Genomic DNA, 21,495 nt, shown 5'->3' with positions numbered 1-21,495 from the left:
ATAATAGACAAGTGTCCGCAGTCTTCAAACATTTTTTCAATATAACCTTGCAATGAAACCTTAAGTTTTGGTATAATAACCAAAGGTAAATTTAAGGAATGAAAAAAAAGAGGAGGACTTTACCATGAAAAAATCACTATCATTGCTGTTATGCTTAGCATTAGTTGCTACCATGACCGCAGGATGCTCTGGATCATCTACTTCTTCAGATAACAGCGACGTTATCAAAGTAGGTGTATTCGAACCTTTAACCGGTGCAAATGCTTCCGGTGGAGAATTAGAACTTGAAGGGGTTCAATTGGCCAACCAATTACACCCTGAGGTATTAGGCAAAAAGGTAGAACTTGTCGTTGCTGATAATAAATCAGACAAGGCCGAAGCGACTACCGCCGCAGCTCGATTAATCGAGAAAGACAAAGTTTGTGCGATACTGGGTTCCTGGGGATCTTCACTTTCCATGGCAGCTGGTGACATTGTGAAATCAAATAAGATTCCAGCTATTGCTCTGTCCGCAACAAATCCACAAGTTACATTAGGAAATGATTATTATTTCCGCGTCTGTTTCTTGGATCCTTTCCAGGGAACTGTAATGGCCAACTATGCATACAAAACTTTGGGTGCCAAAAAGGTTGCCATTGTTCAGGAAGTTTCCAATGACTATTCTGTTGGCTTAGCTAAATTTTTCACCGATGCATTTACAAAATTAAGCGGTGATGCCAGTGCAATTGTTTCTACTGGTAACTATAACACCGGCGACCAGGATTTCAACGGTATTTTAACCAATATCAAAGCAACCAACCCAGATGTAATCTTTGCACCTGGTAATTACACAGAATCCGCTTTACTCATTAAACAAGCCCGTGCACTTGGCATTACTTGTCCAATTATCGGTGGGGATACATGGGAAACCAACGAGTTTATCACTGTCGGTGGAGCTGATGTTGAAGGTGCTGTTATGTCAACGTTCTTTGATGATACCAACCCCCCAACTGAAGCAGGAAAAACTTTTGTAGCAGAATATAAAAAACTTTATCCTGATCGTCAAAATGTACCCGCAGTAACGGCTCTTGGTTATGACGGTTACATGATGCTCATGGATGCCATTGAACGCGCCGGATCTGCTGATCCACAAGCCATTCGAGATGCCCTGGCTACAACAACTAATTTTGAAGGTGCTACCGGTGTTATCACCATTAATGCCAATGGCGACGCTGAAAAGAATAGTGCCATTGTAAAAGTTGTCAAAGATGGTAAATTCACTTATTTGGACACTGTTACCATTACCCAATAAAACAAACATCAATACGAATGAGATAGTTTAAACTTTGAGGGTATTTGTTTTTGGATACCCTCAATTCAATTCTAAAGATATAAATGAGGTTATAATTATGGTCGTCGGAATGACACTTTCAACATTCTTACAGCAACTCATTAACGGATTATCGCTTGGAAGTTTATATGCCTTAATTGCCATTGGCTATACAATGGTTTATGGAATATTAAAGCTTATCAATTTTGCCCATGGCGACATATTCATGATGGCTGCTTATTTTGCATATTTTGGGATTTCAGTCTTTTTTCTCCCATGGTATGTGACATTTATTATTACAATTTTACTAACGATGCTTTTAGGTGCCGGAATTGAGCGAATGGCTTATCGCCCATTGCGTGAAGCACCAAAAACATCACTTTTAATCTCTGCTATAGGGGTTTCTTTTTTGCTTGAAAATTTAGCAACCTATCTTTTCTCAGGCAAACCTCAAGCATTCCCGGAATTTCCAGTTATGACGACGCCTATTTTCGTTGGAGGATTATCCATTCAGCCGGTTTCCATTGTTATCCCAATTGTTGCTTTTTTTCTCATGACAGTACTGCTTTTTATTATCAACAAAACAAAAGTTGGGATGGCAATGCGAGCCGTATCTGTCGATTATGACACCGCAAAATTGATGGGTATTAAAATCGATAACGTCATTTCCTCAACCTTTGCAATTGGTTCCGGTCTTGCCGCTGTTGGTGCACTTTTGTGGTGCATGAAATATCCATCGGTATTACCGCTCATGGGTGTTGTTCCCGGATTAAAATGTTTCATCGCCGCTGTTATCGGTGGCATCGGTAATGTTAAGGGAGCTGTTCTTGGGGGTCTTATCCTTGGATTTTCTGAAGTTCTAATGGTTGCCTTCTTCCCTTCACTGACCGGTTATCGAGATGCAGTTGCTTTTATTATTTTAATTATTATTCTCTTGTTTCTTCCCAACGGAATTCTTGGCAAAAAACAAGTTGAAAAGGTTTAGGGGGGGTACCAGAAATGAAAAATACTCAGAACAGTTTAGGTGCCTACTTAAAAAAGCATTGGAAAACAGTCGTTTTTTTAGTTTTAGTTTTAATTGGTATCGGTATTGCGGATCAATTTGTTAATTCTTTCATGCGCAGGCTCTTAAATCTTAGCGCGATTTATACAATTGTTGCTTTATCCATGAATTTAGTTAATGGTTTTACCGGACAATTTTCCCTGGGTCAGGCTGGTTTCATGGCTATAGGAGCATACACAGTCGCTATATTTACCGTTCCGGTCGGACTCCGTTCAACTATATTTTACCTGGCGCCGATGGCACCCTTGCTAGCAAATATTCAATTACCATTTGTTGTTGCACTCATACTTGGTGGATTTTTATCTGCTGGCGTTGCTTTTCTAATTGGTTCACCGTGTCTTCGACTTCGAGGGGATTATTTAGCGATTGCCACGCTTGGTTTTTCTGAAATCATCAGAATTATCTTCACCAATACTCAAACCATTACAAATGGTGCTCTTGGAATCAAAAGCATTCCAACCATCAGCAGTCTTTGGTGGACTTTCGGGATTGCATTAATTGTCATTATCGCGTGCTTCCTGCTTATAAATTCTTCCTATGGACGCGCCTTTAAATCCGTTCGAGAAGATGAAATTGCCGCCGAAGCGATGGGAGTCAGTTTATTCAAAACCAAGATGACCTCCTTTTTAATCAGCGCTTTTTTTACCGGAATTGGCGGTGGCTTATACGCAGCACTTCTGGGTACAGTCGATCCAAAACAATTCTATTTCACCTTAACTTATAACTTCTTGCTCATTATTGTTCTTGGTGGTATGGGCAGTATTTCAGGAACTATAATTGCCAGTTTTGTTGTTACTTTAGGACAAGAAGCGCTTCGCTTCCTTGATGAACCCATGGCCTTCGGATTAGATCTTCCTATTTTCAGGCCTGGTTTGAGAATGGTCGTTTTCTCATTTCTGCTAATGGTTGTTGTTCTCTTTTACCGAAAAGGTTTAATGGGTACCAATGAGCTCACCTGGAATTTCATCGCAAATAAATACCGCTCCATCAAATCACGGTTTACTAAAAAAGCGGCATCAGCACAAGGAGGTGACAGTAAATGAGTCTTTTAAAAACTGAAAATGTCATCATGCAATTTGGCGGGGTTATCGCTGTCAATGATTTAAATATAGACATAAAAAAGGGTGAATTAGCTGCCCTGATCGGTCCCAACGGGGCCGGAAAAACGACGGCATTTAATGTGATCACCGGCGTCTATACTCCGACCAGCGGAAAGGTTCTTTTTTCGCCTACAGACAACGGCGGTGTCGCCTCTGAAATTGACATCAGCGGAAAAAGACCTGATAAAATTACCGGCCTGGGTATTGCCAGAACTTTCCAAAATATTCGGTTGTTTAGTGATCTCTCTGTTTTAGAAAATGTTCTGATTGCAACTCATTTAAACATAAATTACAGTTTTTTATCTGCCATACTGCGCATGCCAAAAGCCCGTAACGGAGAACGCGAAGCAAAAGAAAAATGCGAGTTTCTTTTGGAACGCATGGGACTGATCGACTTGAAAGATGAGAAGGCTTCATCTCTTCCCTATGGGCAACAACGCCATCTTGAAATCGCTCGGGCGCTTGCTACAAATCCTCAGCTTTTACTTCTTGATGAGCCGGCAGCCGGAATGAATCCACAGGAAACAGATGAATTAACCGATCTTATTTTTAAATTGAAAACAGATTTCGATCTTACTATTTTCATGATTGAACACCATATGGACTTGGTTATGGAAATCTCGGATCATATCTATGTATTAGATTTCGGATGCACCATTGCCAAAGGAAATCCAAATGAAATTCAGAATGATCCTAAGGTAATTGAAGCATATTTGGGGGTAGACGAAGATGTTGAAGATTAGTAATTTAGAAGTCGCTTATGGCGGTATTGAAGCAGTCAGAGGTATTGACCTTGAAGTACCGGAAGGCAGTATCGTCACCCTGATTGGCTCAAATGGCGCCGGAAAAAGCACAACCCTTCGTTCCATCGTTAATCTTGTTAAATCAAAATCAGGAAGCATCAGCTATTTTGGTGAAGAACTAATGGGATTGGATACAACAAAAATTGTTGACAAAGGCATTACATTGGTTCCCGAAGGTCGTCATGTATTCCCAGATCTCACGGTGCTTGAAAACCTTAAAATCGGTGCATACATGCGAAAAGACAGTCTTAAAGAAGATATCCATATGATTTATAATCTTTTCCCTCGATTAGAAGAACGCTCCTGGCAACTGGCCGGAACTTTATCCGGTGGTGAGCAGCAAATGCTGGCTGTCGGTCGTGCCATGATGAGCCGGCCAAAGCTTCTCATGATGGATGAACCTTCTCTTGGATTAGCGCCTCTGGTTGTTAAAGGTATTTTTGAAATCATCCAAACTCTGAATAAAGAAGGTATGACGATCCTACTTATTGAACAAAATGCTAACTCGGCATTAAAAATAGCAGACTATGCCTATGTATTGGAAACCGGAAAAATCACAAAACAGGGTACTGGTAAAGAACTGCTTAATGATGAAAGCATCAAAGAAGCTTACCTTGGAAAAAGCCAACGGAAGAAATAATTTTCAATATATTTACAACGTGAAAAGCTCCGATTATTTTAAAAAATAATCGGAGCTTTTTTTCTAATTTTATTGAGGAATCACCTTATTTTTTATTGTCAAATTTTTATTAAAGACACGTTTAAATTTTTTCCCGCATTCATTGACAATCATGTTGTCAAAAACAGAGTGTCCGGTCGTTAGAACATTCAGCTGAACTTCTTTATCCATAATCACACAATTCAACTCTTTTACAACCCCATCCATACTTCGATCCAAATATTCAGATATTTGCAAAAAAAGACTCAGCTGATCAATTAATCGTCGGTCCTCTTCTCGAAGCAAACCAACATATTCTTCAGAAACCTTAATCTTTTTGTTCGTCCGATGATTGAGTGCAATAAAGGCACTCATTAGAATATCTTTTTGTTCAATCCCCAACAAACCGGCATTGAGAATGATATAAAAGCTATGTTCATGGTGATTTCCATATTGGATTTTAATGCCAGAATCATGAAGCATCGCACTGGCTTTTATCATTTTATCAACATCCCGGGTTATCTCATGTAATGGTTTCAGCTGTTCAAATAAAGCATTTGTAAGTTTCAAAACATGATAGGCATGCGGAATATTCACATTATAATTGAGCACGATATCCAATAATGATAATTCAAAAATATCATAAACCAGATTGTCTTCATTGTAGCCAAAATAATCAAAAATAATGCCATCCCGAATCCCGGCATTACTGATGACAAGCTCAGGAGCGTCAATATGCTGCATCATCCGTTCAAGCATATGACTGGACCCTACGAAAATATCCGTTCGCCCTTTAGAAAGCCCTTTAAGGTTTGATCGCTCTGCTAAATTCATCCCTGCAGCCAAATCACAGACCTGTATAACCTCACTGGGTTTCATATGATAATTATGTTCAATCTCCATTGGATAATCAATCATACTACGATGAATTCTCCCGACATTTCGAATGGTTCCCCCCACTCCGATAATAAGAAGTCCCCTACTCTTTGATAAAATTGGGATTTCTTCGAAAAGTTTATTAAGATATTGCTCCAGATCATTGATTTTATTCTCAGTTATCTCATCAGCAAGATCAAATTTTTCAGATAAATCAACAGATCCTAAAGGAAGGCTGACGGAATCAATTTTTTTGCGATTCTTTATCAGCACAAATTCGGTACTCCCACCCCCGATATCCATCAGTAATGCGTCCTTAATCTCAAGCGTATTGATGGCCCCAAGATAATCCATCGCGGCTTCTTTTTCACCTGAAATAATCTCAACATCCATGCCGATTTTTTTCTTGATCTCTGCCACGTAATCTTTTCCATTTTGAGCTTTTCGAATCGCTGCCGTTGCAACGGCTATTACCTTTTCTATGCCATATGCCTCGCACATACTCTGGAACATCAATAATGTTTCCAGGCCAAAATCCATACGGTCTTTTTGTAAGTATCCTGTTTCTGCGACTCCTTCACTGAGACGCACATTGACCTTAACATCATCAATTATTTGAAAATATTCATTGTTAAAATATTCACCGATCACGAGATGAACACTATTCGAGCCAATATCGATTACTCCGATATTATGTCTTATCACTATTGTTTTCCCCCCATATCATTACTAAGCAGTACGGCTTTTTTCTCTGCTTCTAATTCTTCTTGTGCTTCTTCACAAAAATATTTTTGACAGGAAAGCAATTCTTTACCACGTTTATCGATTCGCTGATATTCACCGGTTTCCGTCATTAGTCGAGTTTTAATTGTATCTCTTAACGTAATATCAATAATATGTTTAATTTTTTTCTTTATATCCTCATCTTCCACGGGAAAAAGAGTTTCAATCCGTCTGTTTAAGTTCCGTTCCATCCAGTCTGCACTGGATAGAAAAATATCTTCTTTTCCTTGATTGTAAAAATAATAGATTCGGCTGTGTTCGAGATAGGTTCCAACGATACTGCGAACGGTAATATTCTCGCTTATTTTGGGGATTCCCGGAATAATTGAGCACATTCCTCTCACTATCAGTTGAATTTCAACGCCTGCTTGGGATGCCTCATACAATTTATTTATGATGCCTTCATCAATAAGGGCATTCATTTTTGCAACAATTTTCCCTTTCTCACCCATTTTTACATTATCGATTTCCCGTTCAATCGCTAAATAAAATGCATTTCGCAGGGTTTTAGGTGCTACTTCGATTTTTTTCCATAAAGTATAATGACTATAACCCGAAAGAAGATTAAACAGTGTTGACACATCCGAAGCGTAGCTTTCTTTCGCCGTAAACATTCCCAAATCAGTATACTGAGCTGCGGTCACATCGTTATAGTTTCCTGTTCCAAGGTGAACATAACGCCTTATTCCGTCTGATTCTTTTCGAACAACCAGAATCATTTTACAGTGAATCTTCAATCCCACCAATCCATAAATGACATGGCATCCCGCCTTCTCCAACTTTTTCGCCCATATAATATTGTTGGCCTCGTCAAAACGAGCTTTCAGCTCCACCAACACCGTAACCTGTTTGCCATTCTGCGCGGCCTGAATTAACGCTTCAATAATAGGTGAATCTCCGCTGACGCGATAGAGTGTTTGCTTAATTGCCAAAACATCTGGGTCTAACGCTGCTGTCCGTACAAAATCAATAACTGTATTAAACGACTGATAGGGATGATGCAAAAGCCGGTCTTTCTCCCGAATGACATCAAAAATGTCTTCACATCCATAAAATTCATTAGACATAAGTGGGATATATCGGGGTTCCCTTAACTCTTCAAACTCAGGTCGTCCCTGAAATTTCATAAAACAGGTTAGATCCAGATTTCCCTTTAGCTCATAGAGTTCGTTTTCTTCAATTTCCAACTCATTCATCAGCCACTTTTTCATTTTCTTACTCATGGTCTTCGAGACTTCCAGTTTTATACTGGCACCCCATTTGCGTTGCTCAATTGATTTTTCAATTTCAATCAGCAAATCCTCTGCTTCATCCTCATCAATTGCCAGGTCGCCATTTCTGGTAATTCGAAATTCAGTGACTTGTTTGACATCATATCCTGTAAAAAGTTCATTGACAAATGGACTGATTAAATCTTCTATAAAAATATAATTGAATTCTTTTGCCTCCTTTGATTTCGGCAAAGCAATGATTCGATCAAGCACTTTGGGGATTTCAAGAATCGCCATATAGTCTTTCTCTTCTTTATTTTTTAATTCAGTGTCATGTAGCATGATGCAAAGATAAACCTTATTGTTTTTTACCAACGGAAATGGACGGCTGTTATCAATCGCCTGAGGAGTCAATACTGGATAACATTCATGCCTGAAATAATAGCGTGCGAAATCTTTGCCTTCTTCATCAAGTTCGTTGAAATTCAAAACAAACACATTATTTTGATTAAGCTCAGGCATAATTGATTTTGAAAGGCAGGTATACTGACGATCCATCATCTCCTGTGTAATTTTTCTTAAATCAGCCAGTTGTTCTTTCGGCGTAAAGCCATCAATACTTTTTTTGTTATAGCCAACATTGATCTGATCCATAATACCAGCCATACGCACCATAAAAAACTCATCCAGATTAGATGCTGTTATGGCCAGAAATTTCAGCCGATCCATAATAAGATTACCTTTATCATAAGCCTCTTCTAAAACGCGGTAGTTAAAATCCAGCCAACTAATCTCTCGATTGATAAATAATTTGTTTTTCATGACTCTATCCTCTTAATTTTCAATATTGGTTTAATGCCATATACTTCTTCCATTGTATTTCTGCTTGCTTTGAAGAAATACTCTTCTAGTTGAAAGTTTTTTCCTGTTGTCACTTCCACAATCAATTTTTCTTCTTTAATATGACACTGGAGCTTTTGAATTTTCTGTTGACTACTTATATCCAAAGCAATCGCTAATTTTAATATCGCCGCAAGTTTTGCAAGCACTAATTGCTCTTCCTTGTCCTTTGAATACATATTTTCTTCTTCAATTGAGAGAAAACTTGTCTTCACTGCTTCAGCAACCTTCCCCAGAAGAGCTTTTTCCTTTTGAGTGACGCCAATAAGATCCGTTGTCTCTATAATATGTCGGCTTTGAACCTGATAATTTTTATGATCAATGAAACTACCGACCTCCAATAAATAACATAGCATGGATAACAGCTGTCGTTCTCGTTTACCCAACTGATGATACTTTTTCAAAGAATCAAATATTTTAAGGCTCATCTTTTCAACAAATTCAGCATGCTTTTGATTGGTGTGATATTTTTGACCAATTGCCTTTGCTGAAGAATAACTCCCCTCTTCAATCCATTCAAACAACTGTTGTTTCTTTGTGACCTGAAATTCAAAATCTAAATAGGCATCTCCAATCATCATCGGAACTAATACAACGGTTTCGACACCGGTTTCAGCCAATAATTTCAAATAAAGTGCGAGGGTATGATTCAGCGTTTCAGCTTCATTCTGATCCAAAAATGGATTTTGCTTCATAAGCTGGTTCGCGGTAAGATCTGCGGTTGTTTTCCATAGTTTTTTAAATTCTTTTGCATTAACAATATAATACTCTTGATGTTCTGTGAACCCACATAATTGCGCAATAACATCTACTTCATGTGACGAAACAAAAAGCCTTTTTACATTTCGTTTTTGAATGTTTTCAACAATATCCTGAGTGTATGTTGAAATGAATTCCATTAGCAAGGTTTCAAATCGTTCTGAGTTTTCTTCAATTGACTTAAGAATTTCTTTTGTTTTTAAATACCCCAGTTCAGCCGTCTGATGATAGTTAATGACCCCATTTTTTAGCAGTGCCACTGATACATTTCCACTGGATATCGCTGCAAACATCTGATCTTCAGTCTCATCTCCGGTAATGTTGAATGCCGAATCACATTTTAGAACCATGTGACGATAAATTAAATGGATTTCTTCTTCTTTCTCCAATATTTCGACTTCATAACCACCTGTGTTGATTTTAATCTGCTCAAGAATATAAAGCCGATTTTTCGCCTCACGAAGGGCCGTTGTCCCAAATATTTTTATTGATTCGACAGCGTAAGCATTTGACATTTCAATATATTCTTTAATCGTTTGACACAATGCATATGCAGATTTAAAACTAATTTCTCCCTTAGTAAAACTCTGGCTTCCAAAACTGATTGGGTACATCGCCCGATCCAAAATATTAATACAGCCTTTGCCTCTTTGTCCAACAATCAGTTCACATCTGCTGGAACCGATATAGATAACTGAAAATCGCTTTATCATAAAAATCACCCCAAATCTTTCTATCATTTTATCATATTTTATATAAAATGGATGTTAAAAGTCTAGAAAGAACCGTCTTTTTGGCTTTTTTTTACATTGAGTTATTTACAACTACTTGTTATTGTATCAGCGGTTATTATTCTATGTTACAATATAAAGATAACTATCAACATCAGGAGGAAAAATCTTGCTCGGTACAATTATTAACGCAGCGGCTATTGTCTTCTGCAGTCTTATCGGCCTTTTATTAAAGGAGGCTTTACCTCAGCGGCTTTGCGAAACCATTACTCAGGGACTAGGTCTGGGCGTCGTCATTATTGGCACGACGATGGCTCTTAAAACTGAAAATATTACGTTAATGTTGGTGAGCCTTTTGCTTGGGGCCATTGTTGGAGAGCTCATCGATATCGAAAAGCAACTCAAACGCATCGGAGATACACTTGAATCAAAAATGAAAAAAAGCAATAACAATGTATCCATTGGTTTTGTAAGTGCTTCCTTATTATTCTGCACCGGCTCAATGGCAATAATGGGTGCACTGGAAAATGGCATAACCGGAACTTACAGTATTTTACTCAGCAAATCACTACTGGATGGTATTTTCGCTATGATTCTTTCTTCAACCATGGGCATTGGCGTTCTACTGTCGGCCATTCCGGTTTTTTTATATCAGGGCAGCATTTCTCTTCTGGCCAATTCAATCAAACCATTCCTTTCAACCGAAATGATCACTGAAATGAATGCCGTTGGGGGTATTCTGATTATGGCCATTGGCATCAACATGCTTAAGATCAAAGAATTTAAAGTCGGCAATCTTCTGCCAGCCATCATCATGCCAATTATTATTCTTTGGATTATTGGTCTTTTAGGACTTTAATCCAAGGTATCTATTGCCCAAAATCATCTGATTTTTTCAAAAAATTAACTACAATTGTTTTATCGGCATATAAAACCTCTTGACAGGCTGGTGAAACCTGCCCATACTAGATTCATAAAACGATAAACAATTGTAGTTAAACGATATTTTTCTTATTCTATTTATTTAAATTGGAGTTATTGGAAATGATGTTAAAAATTAGATGAGCAGGCCCCGGCGGTGTGCTTTTATATAACCACCACAATAGTTATCCAAACCAAGTAACGCCTTGGATGTCACAATATCGGCCATTGTGTTGGAATTGGTCGGATCCAGTACGTATCCATCCATTCCCAACGTCATGGTTTGAACGACAAACAAGCGGTTGAGAATACCCCGATTCGGCAGACCATATGAAATATTACTGAGTCCGCACATGAAGTGAACATCCGGAAAGTCCGTCTTTATTTTCTTTATCGTATCCAGCACCTCAATTCCGGCAGTACCCACACTGCTGACTGGTTTCACCAATGGATCAAAGTACATATCATCACCGGCAATCCCTTCATTTGACAATTTCTCATAAAGATTGCGGACGACTTTAATTCGATCATCCGCCGTAACAGGCATCCCGGTGCTATCCATACACAATACCACAATTTTAGCATTATATTTTTTTATGAGCGGTAAAACAGAATCATATCGTTCCTCCTCATCAGATATTGAATTGATCATCGGACGGCCATTTTTGCACAATGCCAAACCGACATCAAGAGCTGCTGCGCTAGGGCTATCAATGCACAAGGGAAGATCAACTTCATCCTGAATGTTACTGACCAACCACGCCATTGTTTCCTCTTCATTATTAATCATATTACCGCAATTTACATCAATATAGGTTGCACCTGCCTTCGCCTGTTTAGCGGCAAGATTGCAGATATACGCTTTATCTTTATTCATTACTGCTTCTTTTACCGTCTTCCGACTCGTATTAATTAATTCCCCTACAATTGTCAGCATGATTGTTGCCTCCTCTTTTGATTTACCTTAGGCACTGATTGCCTGCTGTCCACAAATTTCATCCATCATTCTGTCGCAAAGATCAACTGCTGTTGAAGCATCCTCAGAATAACCATCGGCGCCTATATCATCGGCAAATTCCTGTGTAACCGGTGCTCCACCAATAATAACTTTAACTTGATCACGAACCCCTTCTTTGATTAATTGTTTGATTGTGGAATCGATTTTCATCATCGTCGTTGTTAATAAGGATGACATTCCAACGATTTCAGGCTGATGTTTTTTAACTGCTGCGACAAAATCTTCTTCTTTGACATCCACACCCAAATCAACAACGACATACCCATTGCTTTCCATCATCATAATCAGAAGATTTTTACCAATATCGTGTAAATCGCCATTCACTGTTCCGATGATAATTTTCCCCTTACTTGGCATATCAGCATCCATAATCAGCGGTTTTACTATTTTCATGCCTTCGTTCATTGTATCGGCGGATTCCATTACTTCCGGTACAAACATTTCTCCACTTTTAAATAAAGGAGCAACAATATTCATCCCAGCAATCAAGCCTTCATTGATAATTTTAATTGGATCCATTCCCTCATCAAGTAACGCTTGAACTAATACTTTAATTTCATCTAAATCACCATCTAAAACACATTGCGAAACATTCTCTAAAGTTGCCATTCTAATACCTCCTGGAATTTCTATATTTTTATTTTTACCGTTCTCGTTATTTGTCTTACCCTCTTTTAACGCATCATTTTTTATTATAAACCATATTCGCTGGGAATAAATTTGTCCAAATCCAACTCCGATTTTATCTGATTGTAGAATTCAATGGCGTCATCTGGAATAGTTTCAATTTGTTTTTCCATTTTATCAAGCCATTTCATATCTCGTTTATCACTTTTAACTTTTCCTTCATTGATTGCTTTCTTTAATTCTGCGACGGTGAGTTGAGCAGCTATTTTCGTTCTTAGAAAATTATCTTGTATTTTTACCAGTTCAGCACTAATTCTCATGACTACATCCGGTTTAAGAACGTAAGCCTGAACATCCAATGCGGCATCGGATTTTACCAGAAAATCTCTGAAAATCAGCTGTTGTCCATTCTCGGTTGCTGCATTCATTAACCGACAGTCGTAAATCAATTGTTCCATCCCCACAATCGGGGCCATTTCCGAAAGTAATTTAACCTGTTGAATTGATTCATTACTCCATGTGTCCGCAACTGCAGCGGCAATGTTGCCAATCGGGCTTAAATGAGCTCCTGCTGCTGATTTGCCTTCCATAGAAATTGGACATCCCGTAATTGCCTTAATGAAAGGGCCTTCATAAGCACAGTCTTTGCTCGGTCCGACAGCTCCTTGCTCAAAAGCCACTAGAGCTCTTGGTACTGCAATCACGCGAATGACAGCAGCAAAAACATGTGGGATAAATCCTTTTTCTGCTAATACCATTGCCGTGTTGGCAAAGCCACATGCTGAGTCACCGGCGGCATAACAATCTTTACCGAGACCGGCGATTTCCACCAAATTCTTCCATAAAAATTCCATGTCTCTACATCCCAGTACTCCTAAAGCAAAAATTGCTTTTCGAATATCCGCTTTAACTAATGCTGAATCATTGATTTCTTTTCCACCCGTTGATTCGATGGAGATAAAATCAGACCCATCTTTTACACTCTGCTCAAAAAGTTCAAGCATGGTATCCCAGTATTTTCCACTTCGCATCACTGGCGGGCGGCTCATTTCTCTTAAATCATTTGGGGTTGTTCGGATCGCTGTTTTTAAACCGTATTTTTCAGCTGCTTCTTTCATACTGTTTATGAGAATACGATTGATTTCGATTCCGTACTTCGGGTGCTCTGTAAAATCAGGAAGCGTTTCATATTCGACTAAAACCCCTGGTGCATATAATTCAGATGCCCGTTTCAAAACGCCATCGATAATATTCGAATAAATCGTTGCTGCCTTCTTTATAGTTGAATCATTAATATCCATTCCCGGCAAAGTGAAATTAATTTCAGGATAAACCGTTCCACCGCCAATAACCATACCACTTTTTGTCGTTACCGGATTTGGACTGGACCCATATACAAAATCATCTAAATTACGATATGCCAGTTGATTAAATTTCTTAGTCATTTTTTTCCTCCAAAATTTTATTTATGAAACTCTAACGGTTGAATTAACCACAACGAAACCCGCCATTCTCACGATTTTTGCTAAAATCTCTTCTCCTTGTTCAGATGCATCTCCGTACACTGGACCAAGGGTAATGTTACCGGATTTTAAATAATTAAGATCCTCTCCGATAATTGGCTGAAGCTTAGCTTTGGCTTCTTTTAACATCTCACCGGCGAATAACAGATCACCAGCGAAATATTTCCCCTGTTCAAACAGCCTTCCAACTTCTTCAGTCCCTTTTTGACATGCTCTCATCACTTCAATTCCTTCATCTCTTGTTGGATTATGAGCAATAAAGTCATCCAATATTTCCACAACAATTTCATCTTCAAGATTTTTTACATACCATATCAACGCTTTATAATCCATATAATCCTCCAACAATTCAAAATAACAACAATCTGTTATTTTGAAATTCTCTTACCCCTCCTCTAATGTTCTTTTTTATTTTTAGTCCTGACAGGATTACTAAAATAAATATTTTATATTCTTATCTTACCGTATCATTTATCATTCGTCTTTAGACGATTTTTACACTATTCGGTATTATCTTGCTTTCTGTATTAATATCGCCAAAATATAACTATAACCAGCACTATTTATTGTAAATATTGCTGGTTATACGATTTATTCATAATTTATCATGATCAATCTTTGTGTAGATGATGCTCCCCGCAGATTGGGCAGACTTCATCTTCTCCATGATGATGCGTTTTTTCGATTGTTATTTTCTCGTTTTTTACAATCTCGATATTTATCTGATCGCCGGCATTTTCAGCTACCAGACATGATCTTTCTAAAAACTGACAACTTTCATTTTCGCTGATATTTGAAACAAGTGAGTTGATGATCATATTTATTTTATTGATATTATTTTGCTTACAATGAACTTCGCTGTTAATATGATTCGAATCATTGATACAACTATATTTAATAAAATTCTCTTTATCAATTTCAGCTAATGCTTTAATGTGACCAATCAAACATTCCTCATTTTTTGAAATATCATCCACATATGAACAAAATATATCATCAATAATCTTCTGCCATTTTTTAACTGAAAAAGTCCGTTCTGATCTCAGTTCAACTTTAAAAACAACCGGAAGAAACTCCTCTTGATACATCTAGCTTACCTCCTTTCCCATAAGATGTTGGCTAAATTCAGACGTTAATTCGTTGTTTAAGTTCATTTTAAAAGATTTAATGCCGGGTTTAATTGATGCTACCATGTCTGCTGCTTCCTCCGTTCTCTCTTTTGATACCTCATCAATTTTGTTGATCACTACATAATTTGCCAAATTCACAGAATCCCAAAACAGTGTTTTTAAATGTTTTTGATAAAAGTCGATCCTGGTTGGATCGAAAATAAAAATATTCTGAATGTCACTTTCAGCATATCCACAATTGGTTATGGCCTCATATAAAGCTAATGGATCCGCCACACCGGATGGTTCAAATAATATATAATCTAAATTATCGTTATTTTCTAGCAAGTGATTAATTGTCGCCTCCAATGTTACTTTCATTGTGCAACACACACACCCGCCAAACAAATCCAGAACATCATAGCCCAACATTCGCATCTGGCGATTATCAATACCCACCTCACCAATTTCATTAATAATAATTGCACATTTTTTCTGATAAACCGATGCCATTTCAATCGTTTTTAAAAGCATGGTTGTTTTACCTGAGCCCAGAAACCCAGTAAACAGAATAACTTCCGGGCGATTATTTTTTATCATTTTTCCACCTTTTAGACATTAAAGTAGCCCTCCTTATTCCCAAGTAGTTTATTTACCACCTCAATGGCTTCAAAAACATCTTTTCCAAAACCATTTGCTCCGATTTCATCAGCATAATTCTGTGTTACCGGTCCGCCTCCTACTACAATCTTAACTCGGTCCCTTAGTCCTTCGTCAATAATAGCTTGAATGACATTTTTAAATTCTCCAATGGTCGTTGTTAACAGTGCCGACATCGCTAGAATGTCTGGTTTATATCGTAGAATTGCTGAAATATAGGATGCCGCCGGAACGTCGATTCCTAAATCAATGACATCATAACCATCCCCTTGCAGGATCATTGAAACCATGTTTTTTCCGATATCATGGAGGTCTCCGGCAACTGTCCCGATAATCACAATGCCTTTCTTTTTGCTCTGATTTGTTTCGATCAGCAATGGCTTTAGAACATAGAGACTGGCATGCATTGCTCTTGATGACATTAACACATCCGGAATATAAATATCACCTGCCTTAAATTCCTTGCCAATTTTTTCCATCGTCGGAATCAATGCCGTTTTTATGATCATATCAGCATCAATCCCCTGTATGAGTGCCTGTTCTGTCGAATTCTTGACAAGTTCTGCATCACCATCAATGATACCATCTTGAATTTTTTTTAAGTATGCATCCATATTTTCCTCCTTTTAAAGGTTCTGTCTAAATTGTGTTGGTGTCATCCCTTCATTGCGACGAAAAACTTTTGAAAAATAACTGCCGTCACTGTAACCCAATGTCATGGCGATTTCTTCAATTTTATAGCGGGGATTTCTCAGCATTTTTTTAGCTTCATCCAGCTTAACCTTTGTCACATAATCCATAACCGTCATGTTCTGACTTTCTTTGAAAATTCGACTGACGTAAAAGGGGCTCAAATAAACAGAATCGGCAATCTCTTCAAGGGTACGGTTTTTATCGTAATTATTCCGAATGAATCCTTTGATTCCCTCAATTGCGGTTCTGTTTTTTGATTTGCGATGATGCTGAATTTCATCTAAATAACGTTCTAATAATGATGATGCGACAATATTTATTTCTCTAATGCTGTAACAGCTGTTTAATTCCTGCAATAAGTTTTCGTTAAAGTTAATTGACTTTTCAATATCAACCCCTGTCTCTACACAAGCTCGTGACATCACCACAATCAATTCATAAACACGGCCTTTAATTTTTAAAATTTTTTCTCCACCCTCAGAAAAAATGTCAGCCAGCATCACCTTGAATATTTTTCGGCATTCTTCTAAATCATTTAACTTTATTTTTCCAATAAGTGCTTTTTCCTTTTCAAAAAAAAAGTTTAGACTCTGGCTATTGAGTTTCTCTTCAAGATTTTTTCGGGTTTGAATCTCTTCATTCAGTAAAAGTTGTTGCAATTCAAATTCTTTTTTTTGATGTAAGCTTTCCCATCCCGTTTTGATGATATAGTTTGCAATCACATACAAAAGTGATGCTGCCCCCTGAACCTTATCACCTGAAACGACTTGCAACTTTTTAGCTGCTATAAACAAGTCTTTGAAATCATCGGTCAAGCATCGATTCATTTCTTCTAATTCAATCCAGAAGAATTCTTCCGGCTCCCACATTAAAACCTGTCCACAGATGATGGTTCCTAAATACTCTTCATCAAAAATAATCGGTGCTGCCCATTCAATTAAGCCGGCAGGGCATCTGAAAATATAAGGTTCATCAAAAATAGCTGCTTGTTTTCCGGCACGAGCATAGGCACCCACACAACGACTGATGCCCTTCTTTTTTTCCATTTTCCATATCATATGACAAAACTCACAATTTTTTTGAGCATCTTTTTTAGAAAAAATTGAGTGTCCTTCCACATCAACGATATTTGCTGTTAAACCGGTTACCTTAGTAAAAGCATCTAATATTTTGACAATAATATCTTTATCAACCAGCTGTAGTAATCGTGCTCGATTGGATAACCGGTAACAATTTTTATCGTTAACTTCCTTTTTCATAATTGCCCCTCATATTCATCGAATTGTAAACGTATAACGTTCTATATTATAAGAGTATATCATTTTCAGATATATTAATAGGTACTTTCTTGCTTTATTTGGTGTTTTTTTGTGATGCTTCATATATTCAGCAAATTTCACAGTAAAAAAAAAGAGCCGAAGCTCTTTTTTAACAATAATATTAGTCTATCGCTGAAAAATCATCTTTACCAACGCCACAGGTTGGGCATTCCCAATCTTCTGGAAGATCAGCAAAAGCTGTTCCAGGAGCTACGCCATTGTCAGGATCACCTAAAGCTGGATCATAAACATAACCACATACATCGCATTCAAATTTCTGCATTTTATTTTTCTCCTATTCATAGTCTTTTTATATTTCTATTATATTTATTCTGAGAAATATTTCAATCTTTTTTATGAATTATTTTAAATTAAATCAAATAAATCTTTTTAAGTTTGCCGCTCCGATAATACCGGCTTCATTTCTAAACGTTGCTAAAACTATTTCCGGCACGGCATTTTGTGGATAGGTTAGCCGTTTTAATGTTTCCATGCGTATTTTTTCAAGCAGAAAATTTCCCGCATAAGACAATCCTCCACCAATCGCATAAATCTCAGGATCAACGATGTCACTAATATTGGCAATTGCCCAACCTAAGTACCTGGCAAGCCGATTAACCGCCTCCAACGCCAAAGGGTCACCGGCTTTTGCCGCATCGATGATTATTTTTCCATCCAGCATTTTTTCAGTGGTCAAGGACGATTCAACGCCATGCTCCATTTGCATTTTACAATAACGAATCAAAGCTGTCGCTGAAGCAAATGTTTCCAGACATCCGTTTTTACCGCAACCGCAGGAATAGAAATTTTTCTCCATCAGCATATGTCCCACTTCGGTTGCAACGCCATGAGCGCCGGAAATGATCCGACCATTAAGGATGAGTCCACCTCCCACACCTGTTCCCAGCGTAATCATCATCGAACTCGTTTTCCCAAGAGTACTCCCAAAAGCTGCTTCGGCAATACCGGCCGCTGTTGCATCATTCACCAGGTTGACTTCCTGTGTTAATCTAGCTTCGAGGTCTTTTTTCAATGTCACATTTTTCCATCGCAGATTCGGACAGGATACCACGATCGCCCCATCCCAAGACAAAATACCGGGAATTCCAATTCCGATCAACTGCTCATCTGGGGCATACGAAAGCAATTCTTTGATCAATGTCAACAAATCATTCAGCAATTTAGAATATCCGCGGTGACTTTCCGTTTTAATAAAACGTTCCAGTAAAATTTTTCCCTGGCTATTCACTATTCCGCCTTTAATGGTCGTCCCACCTAAATCGATTCCTATTCCCATGCTGTACCTCACTGTTTATTTTACTGAATTATAACACGATTTTTGTATGTGTCAGCAGTTTTTTTCCTAATCAGTTGCCAACATTTTATTCAAGTGATTGTGTCTATAATTGAAATACGGACAACTGATTAACAATTGTCCGTATGATTCCAGCACTTTAAATGAATCATTACTCATAACGTAGAGCATCAATAGGATTAAGTTTTGCTGCTTTATTAGCAGGATAATAACCAAAGAAGACACCAATCCCCATTGAGAAGCAAAGAGCAATTATCATGGGCCCGACAGGCGGCGTTGACGGAAATTTCAGCAATGAACTTCCTAATACCCCAAGAACTGAGCCGAGTCCCACTCCGATAATTCCGCCGATGAGACAAATAATAATCGCTTCAATGATAAATTGACTGCGAATGGCAGAGTTTCTCGCCCCCAAAGCCTTCCGGATGCCAATTTCTTTTGTCCGCTCGGTTACAGAAACCAGCATGATATTCATCACCCCAATCCCTCCAACCAGCAAAGATATTCCGGCGATTACTGAAATACCAAGTGAGAGGGTGCTCAACATGCTTGTCGCTTCACTGACCATGGCTTCCATGCTTTGAGCTTCAATCGTATAATCGGACAAGGCTCCCATATTTTTGATAAAATACTGCTTGGTAATTTGAGCAAAGGCCGTCGTGTCGGCATTTGCTGAAGCCATGATCGTGAAGTTATCATAACCAGGTATACTTGTCGATGCAGAATTTAGTGACATTGCCGTGGTAATCGGAATAAAACACTCAATCCGAGTATCATCTCCCATATTGAATAACGGATTGTCAATAACCACTTTTTCATATACTCCGATAATCGTATAGGTTTCATTGGTATTTTTAGTTTTCACCGTAATATCCATGCCTGTTGGATCGCCATTGACACCAACCAAATTATTTCTTAGTGTGGTATCAATGATGATGACGTTTCTGGAACTTTGAATATCCCGATCAGAAATAAAGCGCCCTTGAACCAGGTTGATGTTATTAACTAAACGATAATCCGGGTTTGCTCCAGTGACACTGACATCTTTGTGAACATACCCGCTGTTAAGCTTGCCGGAGCCAAGACTGCTTGAAAGGCTGATTGCTCTAATTTGATCAGCATAAGTTTCTTTAAAGCTGTTAAGCTCATCCTGAGTGATGTAATCCTCCGGTTGCAGAGTGGCCTGGGAATCATAATTTTTAGGAGTTAAAGACACTGAAATATTTTTTCCACCAATTTTGTCCATTGTTTTTGAAACAGAACCAGTCATCGCCGAACCAAGAGTTGAAATTGCCATAACCGAAGCAATCCCAATAATGATTCCTAGCATCGTTAAAAGGGCCCGCATTTTATTCGCTCTTAAACCTTCCAGAGCCAGTCGAATATTTTCAAGCAGATTCATAGCTTCCCTCCAACTGAATTTTTTCATTAATTTTATTTTCCACAATTGAACCATCCTTGAGGCGGATAGTTCTTTCTGTTTCCAGAGCTAATTCGGTGTTGTGGGTAATCAGAATAATCGTTTTTCCCTGTTCCTGATGGAGTCGGTGAAAAATATCCATGACCATCCGACCCGTGTGGGTATCCAATGCCCCGGTGGGTTCATCTGCAAGAATAATGGCCGGATCGTTGGCCATCGCTCTGGCAATGGCGACACGCTGTTTTTGACCGCCTGACAATTCGTTGGGGCGGTGATGGGAACGAGCAGTCATATCAACTAACTCAAGCAGTTCTTTTGCCCGTTTTGTCCGGACGCTTCGGGATTTTCCGCCATAGAGCATCGGGAGAGCCACATTATTCAACGCTGAGGAACGGGGGATCAGATTAAATGTCTGAAAAACAAAACCAATTTTTTCATTTCGTATTTTTGATAAGCCCTCATCTTTGACATTTTCCATCGGAAGTTGATCCAGAAAAAAATGTCCCTGAGTGGGGCGATCCAATGCTCCAAGGATGTTCATTAAGGTAGATTTTCCAGAGCCGGAAGGCCCGACAATGGACAAAAACTCGCCTTCATAAACATCGAGATCAATTCCGTGGAGAATTTCCAGTTCATTGGGAGTTCCAAGATAATAAGATTTGACGATTCCTCTCATTTCAATTATTTTTTTTCTCAT

21 protein-coding genes are annotated in these 21,495 nt (G+C 38.3%); 6 read left to right on the top strand and 15 right to left on the bottom strand.

The window, feature by feature from the left end:
- The first annotated feature begins 124 nt into the window (after window positions 1–124).
- The 5 genes from FZC40_RS00790 (at window position 125) to FZC40_RS00770 (ending at window position 4,915) form a co-directional block, all read left to right on the top strand.
- Entirely contained in the window at window positions 125–1,291 is a 1,167-nt protein-coding gene (locus FZC40_RS00790; protein ID WP_148602044.1) for an ABC transporter substrate-binding protein, read from the top strand.
- Between the two features lie 109 nt (window positions 1,292–1,400).
- On the top strand, window positions 1,401–2,294 hold the full coding sequence (locus FZC40_RS00785; RefSeq protein ID WP_148566775.1) for a branched-chain amino acid ABC transporter permease: 894 nt from the start codon (window positions 1,401–1,403) through the stop codon (window positions 2,292–2,294).
- A 14-nt stretch (window positions 2,295–2,308) separates the two neighbouring features.
- The gene (locus FZC40_RS00780; RefSeq protein WP_148602043.1) at window positions 2,309–3,415 is read left to right on the top strand and encodes a branched-chain amino acid ABC transporter permease; all 1,107 of its coding nucleotides are present in this window, start codon (window positions 2,309–2,311) and stop codon (window positions 3,413–3,415) included.
- The gene (locus FZC40_RS00775) at window positions 3,412–4,215 is read left to right on the top strand and encodes an ABC transporter ATP-binding protein (RefSeq protein WP_148602042.1); all 804 of its coding nucleotides are present in this window, start codon (window positions 3,412–3,414) and stop codon (window positions 4,213–4,215) included. The genes FZC40_RS00780 and FZC40_RS00775 overlap by 4 nt, the downstream gene beginning before the upstream one ends.
- Window positions 4,202–4,915: an ABC transporter ATP-binding protein gene (locus FZC40_RS00770; protein WP_148602041.1), complete on the top strand. Its 714-nt coding sequence runs from the start codon at window positions 4,202–4,204 to the stop codon at window positions 4,913–4,915. Before FZC40_RS00775 ends, FZC40_RS00770 begins: the two co-directional genes overlap by 14 nt.
- A gap of 69 nt (window positions 4,916–4,984) precedes the next feature.
- Here the strand turns inward: FZC40_RS00770 and FZC40_RS00765 are convergent, their stop codons facing one another.
- The 3 genes from FZC40_RS00765 to FZC40_RS00755 are packed head-to-tail and all read right to left on the bottom strand — an operon-like array spanning window position 4,985 to window position 10,175.
- Window positions 4,985–6,514, bottom strand: a complete 1,530-nt coding sequence (locus tag FZC40_RS00765; RefSeq protein WP_148602040.1) for a Ppx/GppA phosphatase family protein — start codon at window positions 6,512–6,514, stop codon at window positions 4,985–4,987.
- On the bottom strand, window positions 6,514–8,625 hold the full coding sequence (locus FZC40_RS00760; protein ID WP_148602039.1) for an RNA degradosome polyphosphate kinase: 2,112 nt from the start codon (window positions 8,623–8,625) through the stop codon (window positions 6,514–6,516). The genes FZC40_RS00765 and FZC40_RS00760 overlap by 1 nt, the downstream gene beginning before the upstream one ends.
- A complete protein-coding gene (locus tag FZC40_RS00755) occupies window positions 8,622–10,175 on the bottom strand; it encodes a Ppx/GppA phosphatase family protein (RefSeq protein WP_243135612.1) in 1,554 nt (517 codons plus the stop codon). The genes FZC40_RS00760 and FZC40_RS00755 overlap by 4 nt, the downstream gene beginning before the upstream one ends.
- A gap of 187 nt (window positions 10,176–10,362) precedes the next feature.
- Between FZC40_RS00755 and FZC40_RS00750 the strand changes: the two genes are divergently transcribed.
- Window positions 10,363–11,052 (top strand): DUF554 domain-containing protein, encoded by a 690-nt coding sequence (locus FZC40_RS00750; protein WP_148602037.1) that lies wholly within the window; start codon window positions 10,363–10,365, stop codon window positions 11,050–11,052.
- Window positions 11,053–11,250: 198 nt separating this feature from the next.
- On the opposite strand, the gene FZC40_RS00745 is transcribed toward FZC40_RS00750, so the two are convergent.
- From FZC40_RS00745 to FZC40_RS00690, 12 genes are all read right to left on the bottom strand, one after another.
- Window positions 11,251–12,048 carry a methyltetrahydrofolate cobalamin methyltransferase gene (locus FZC40_RS00745; protein WP_148602172.1) on the bottom strand — a complete coding sequence of 266 codons (798 nt, stop codon included), beginning with the start codon at window positions 12,046–12,048 and terminating at the stop codon, window positions 11,251–11,253.
- Between the two features lie 30 nt (window positions 12,049–12,078).
- Complete coding sequence (locus FZC40_RS00740; RefSeq protein WP_148602036.1) at window positions 12,079–12,741, bottom strand: cobalamin B12-binding domain-containing protein; 663 nt, start codon at window positions 12,739–12,741, stop codon at window positions 12,079–12,081.
- A gap of 83 nt (window positions 12,742–12,824) precedes the next feature.
- Entirely contained in the window at window positions 12,825–14,204 is a 1,380-nt protein-coding gene (locus FZC40_RS00735; RefSeq protein WP_148602035.1) for a methyltransferase MtaB domain-containing protein, read from the bottom strand.
- A gap of 21 nt (window positions 14,205–14,225) precedes the next feature.
- Window positions 14,226–14,615 (bottom strand): B12-binding domain-containing protein, encoded by a 390-nt coding sequence (locus FZC40_RS00730; RefSeq protein ID WP_148602034.1) that lies wholly within the window; start codon window positions 14,613–14,615, stop codon window positions 14,226–14,228.
- A 278-nt stretch (window positions 14,616–14,893) separates the two neighbouring features.
- Entirely contained in the window at window positions 14,894–15,370 is a 477-nt protein-coding gene (locus FZC40_RS00725) for a hypothetical protein (RefSeq protein WP_148602033.1), read from the bottom strand.
- Window positions 15,371–15,991: a GTP-binding protein gene (locus FZC40_RS00720; protein WP_148602032.1), complete on the bottom strand. Its 621-nt coding sequence runs from the start codon at window positions 15,989–15,991 to the stop codon at window positions 15,371–15,373.
- 11 nt (window positions 15,992–16,002) lie between these two features.
- On the bottom strand, window positions 16,003–16,665 hold the full coding sequence (locus FZC40_RS00715; protein ID WP_148602031.1) for a cobalamin B12-binding domain-containing protein: 663 nt from the start codon (window positions 16,663–16,665) through the stop codon (window positions 16,003–16,005).
- A 12-nt stretch (window positions 16,666–16,677) separates the two neighbouring features.
- Window positions 16,678–18,003: a PocR ligand-binding domain-containing protein gene (locus FZC40_RS00710; protein ID WP_148602030.1), complete on the bottom strand. Its 1,326-nt coding sequence runs from the start codon at window positions 18,001–18,003 to the stop codon at window positions 16,678–16,680.
- A gap of 181 nt (window positions 18,004–18,184) precedes the next feature.
- A complete protein-coding gene (gene rd / locus FZC40_RS00705) occupies window positions 18,185–18,346 on the bottom strand; it encodes a rubredoxin (protein ID WP_148566737.1) in 162 nt (53 codons plus the stop codon).
- A gap of 93 nt (window positions 18,347–18,439) precedes the next feature.
- On the bottom strand, window positions 18,440–19,360 hold the full coding sequence (locus FZC40_RS00700) for an ROK family protein (RefSeq protein WP_148602029.1): 921 nt from the start codon (window positions 19,358–19,360) through the stop codon (window positions 18,440–18,442).
- A gap of 169 nt (window positions 19,361–19,529) precedes the next feature.
- Window positions 19,530–20,780, bottom strand: coding sequence for an ABC transporter permease (locus tag FZC40_RS00695; protein ID WP_148602028.1), 1,251 nt, complete (start codon window positions 20,778–20,780; stop codon window positions 19,530–19,532).
- Window positions 20,767–21,495, bottom strand: a complete 729-nt coding sequence (locus FZC40_RS00690) for an ABC transporter ATP-binding protein (RefSeq protein ID WP_148602027.1) — start codon at window positions 21,493–21,495, stop codon at window positions 20,767–20,769. The genes FZC40_RS00695 and FZC40_RS00690 overlap by 14 nt, the downstream gene beginning before the upstream one ends.

The organism is Acetobacterium tundrae (assembly GCF_008086615.1).
In the GTDB taxonomy this organism is placed as follows: Bacteria; Bacillota; Clostridia; order Eubacteriales; family Eubacteriaceae; genus Acetobacterium; species Acetobacterium tundrae.
The sequence above is the reverse complement of the archived record's forward strand: the minus strand, read 5'-3'. Positions and strand labels throughout refer to the sequence as shown.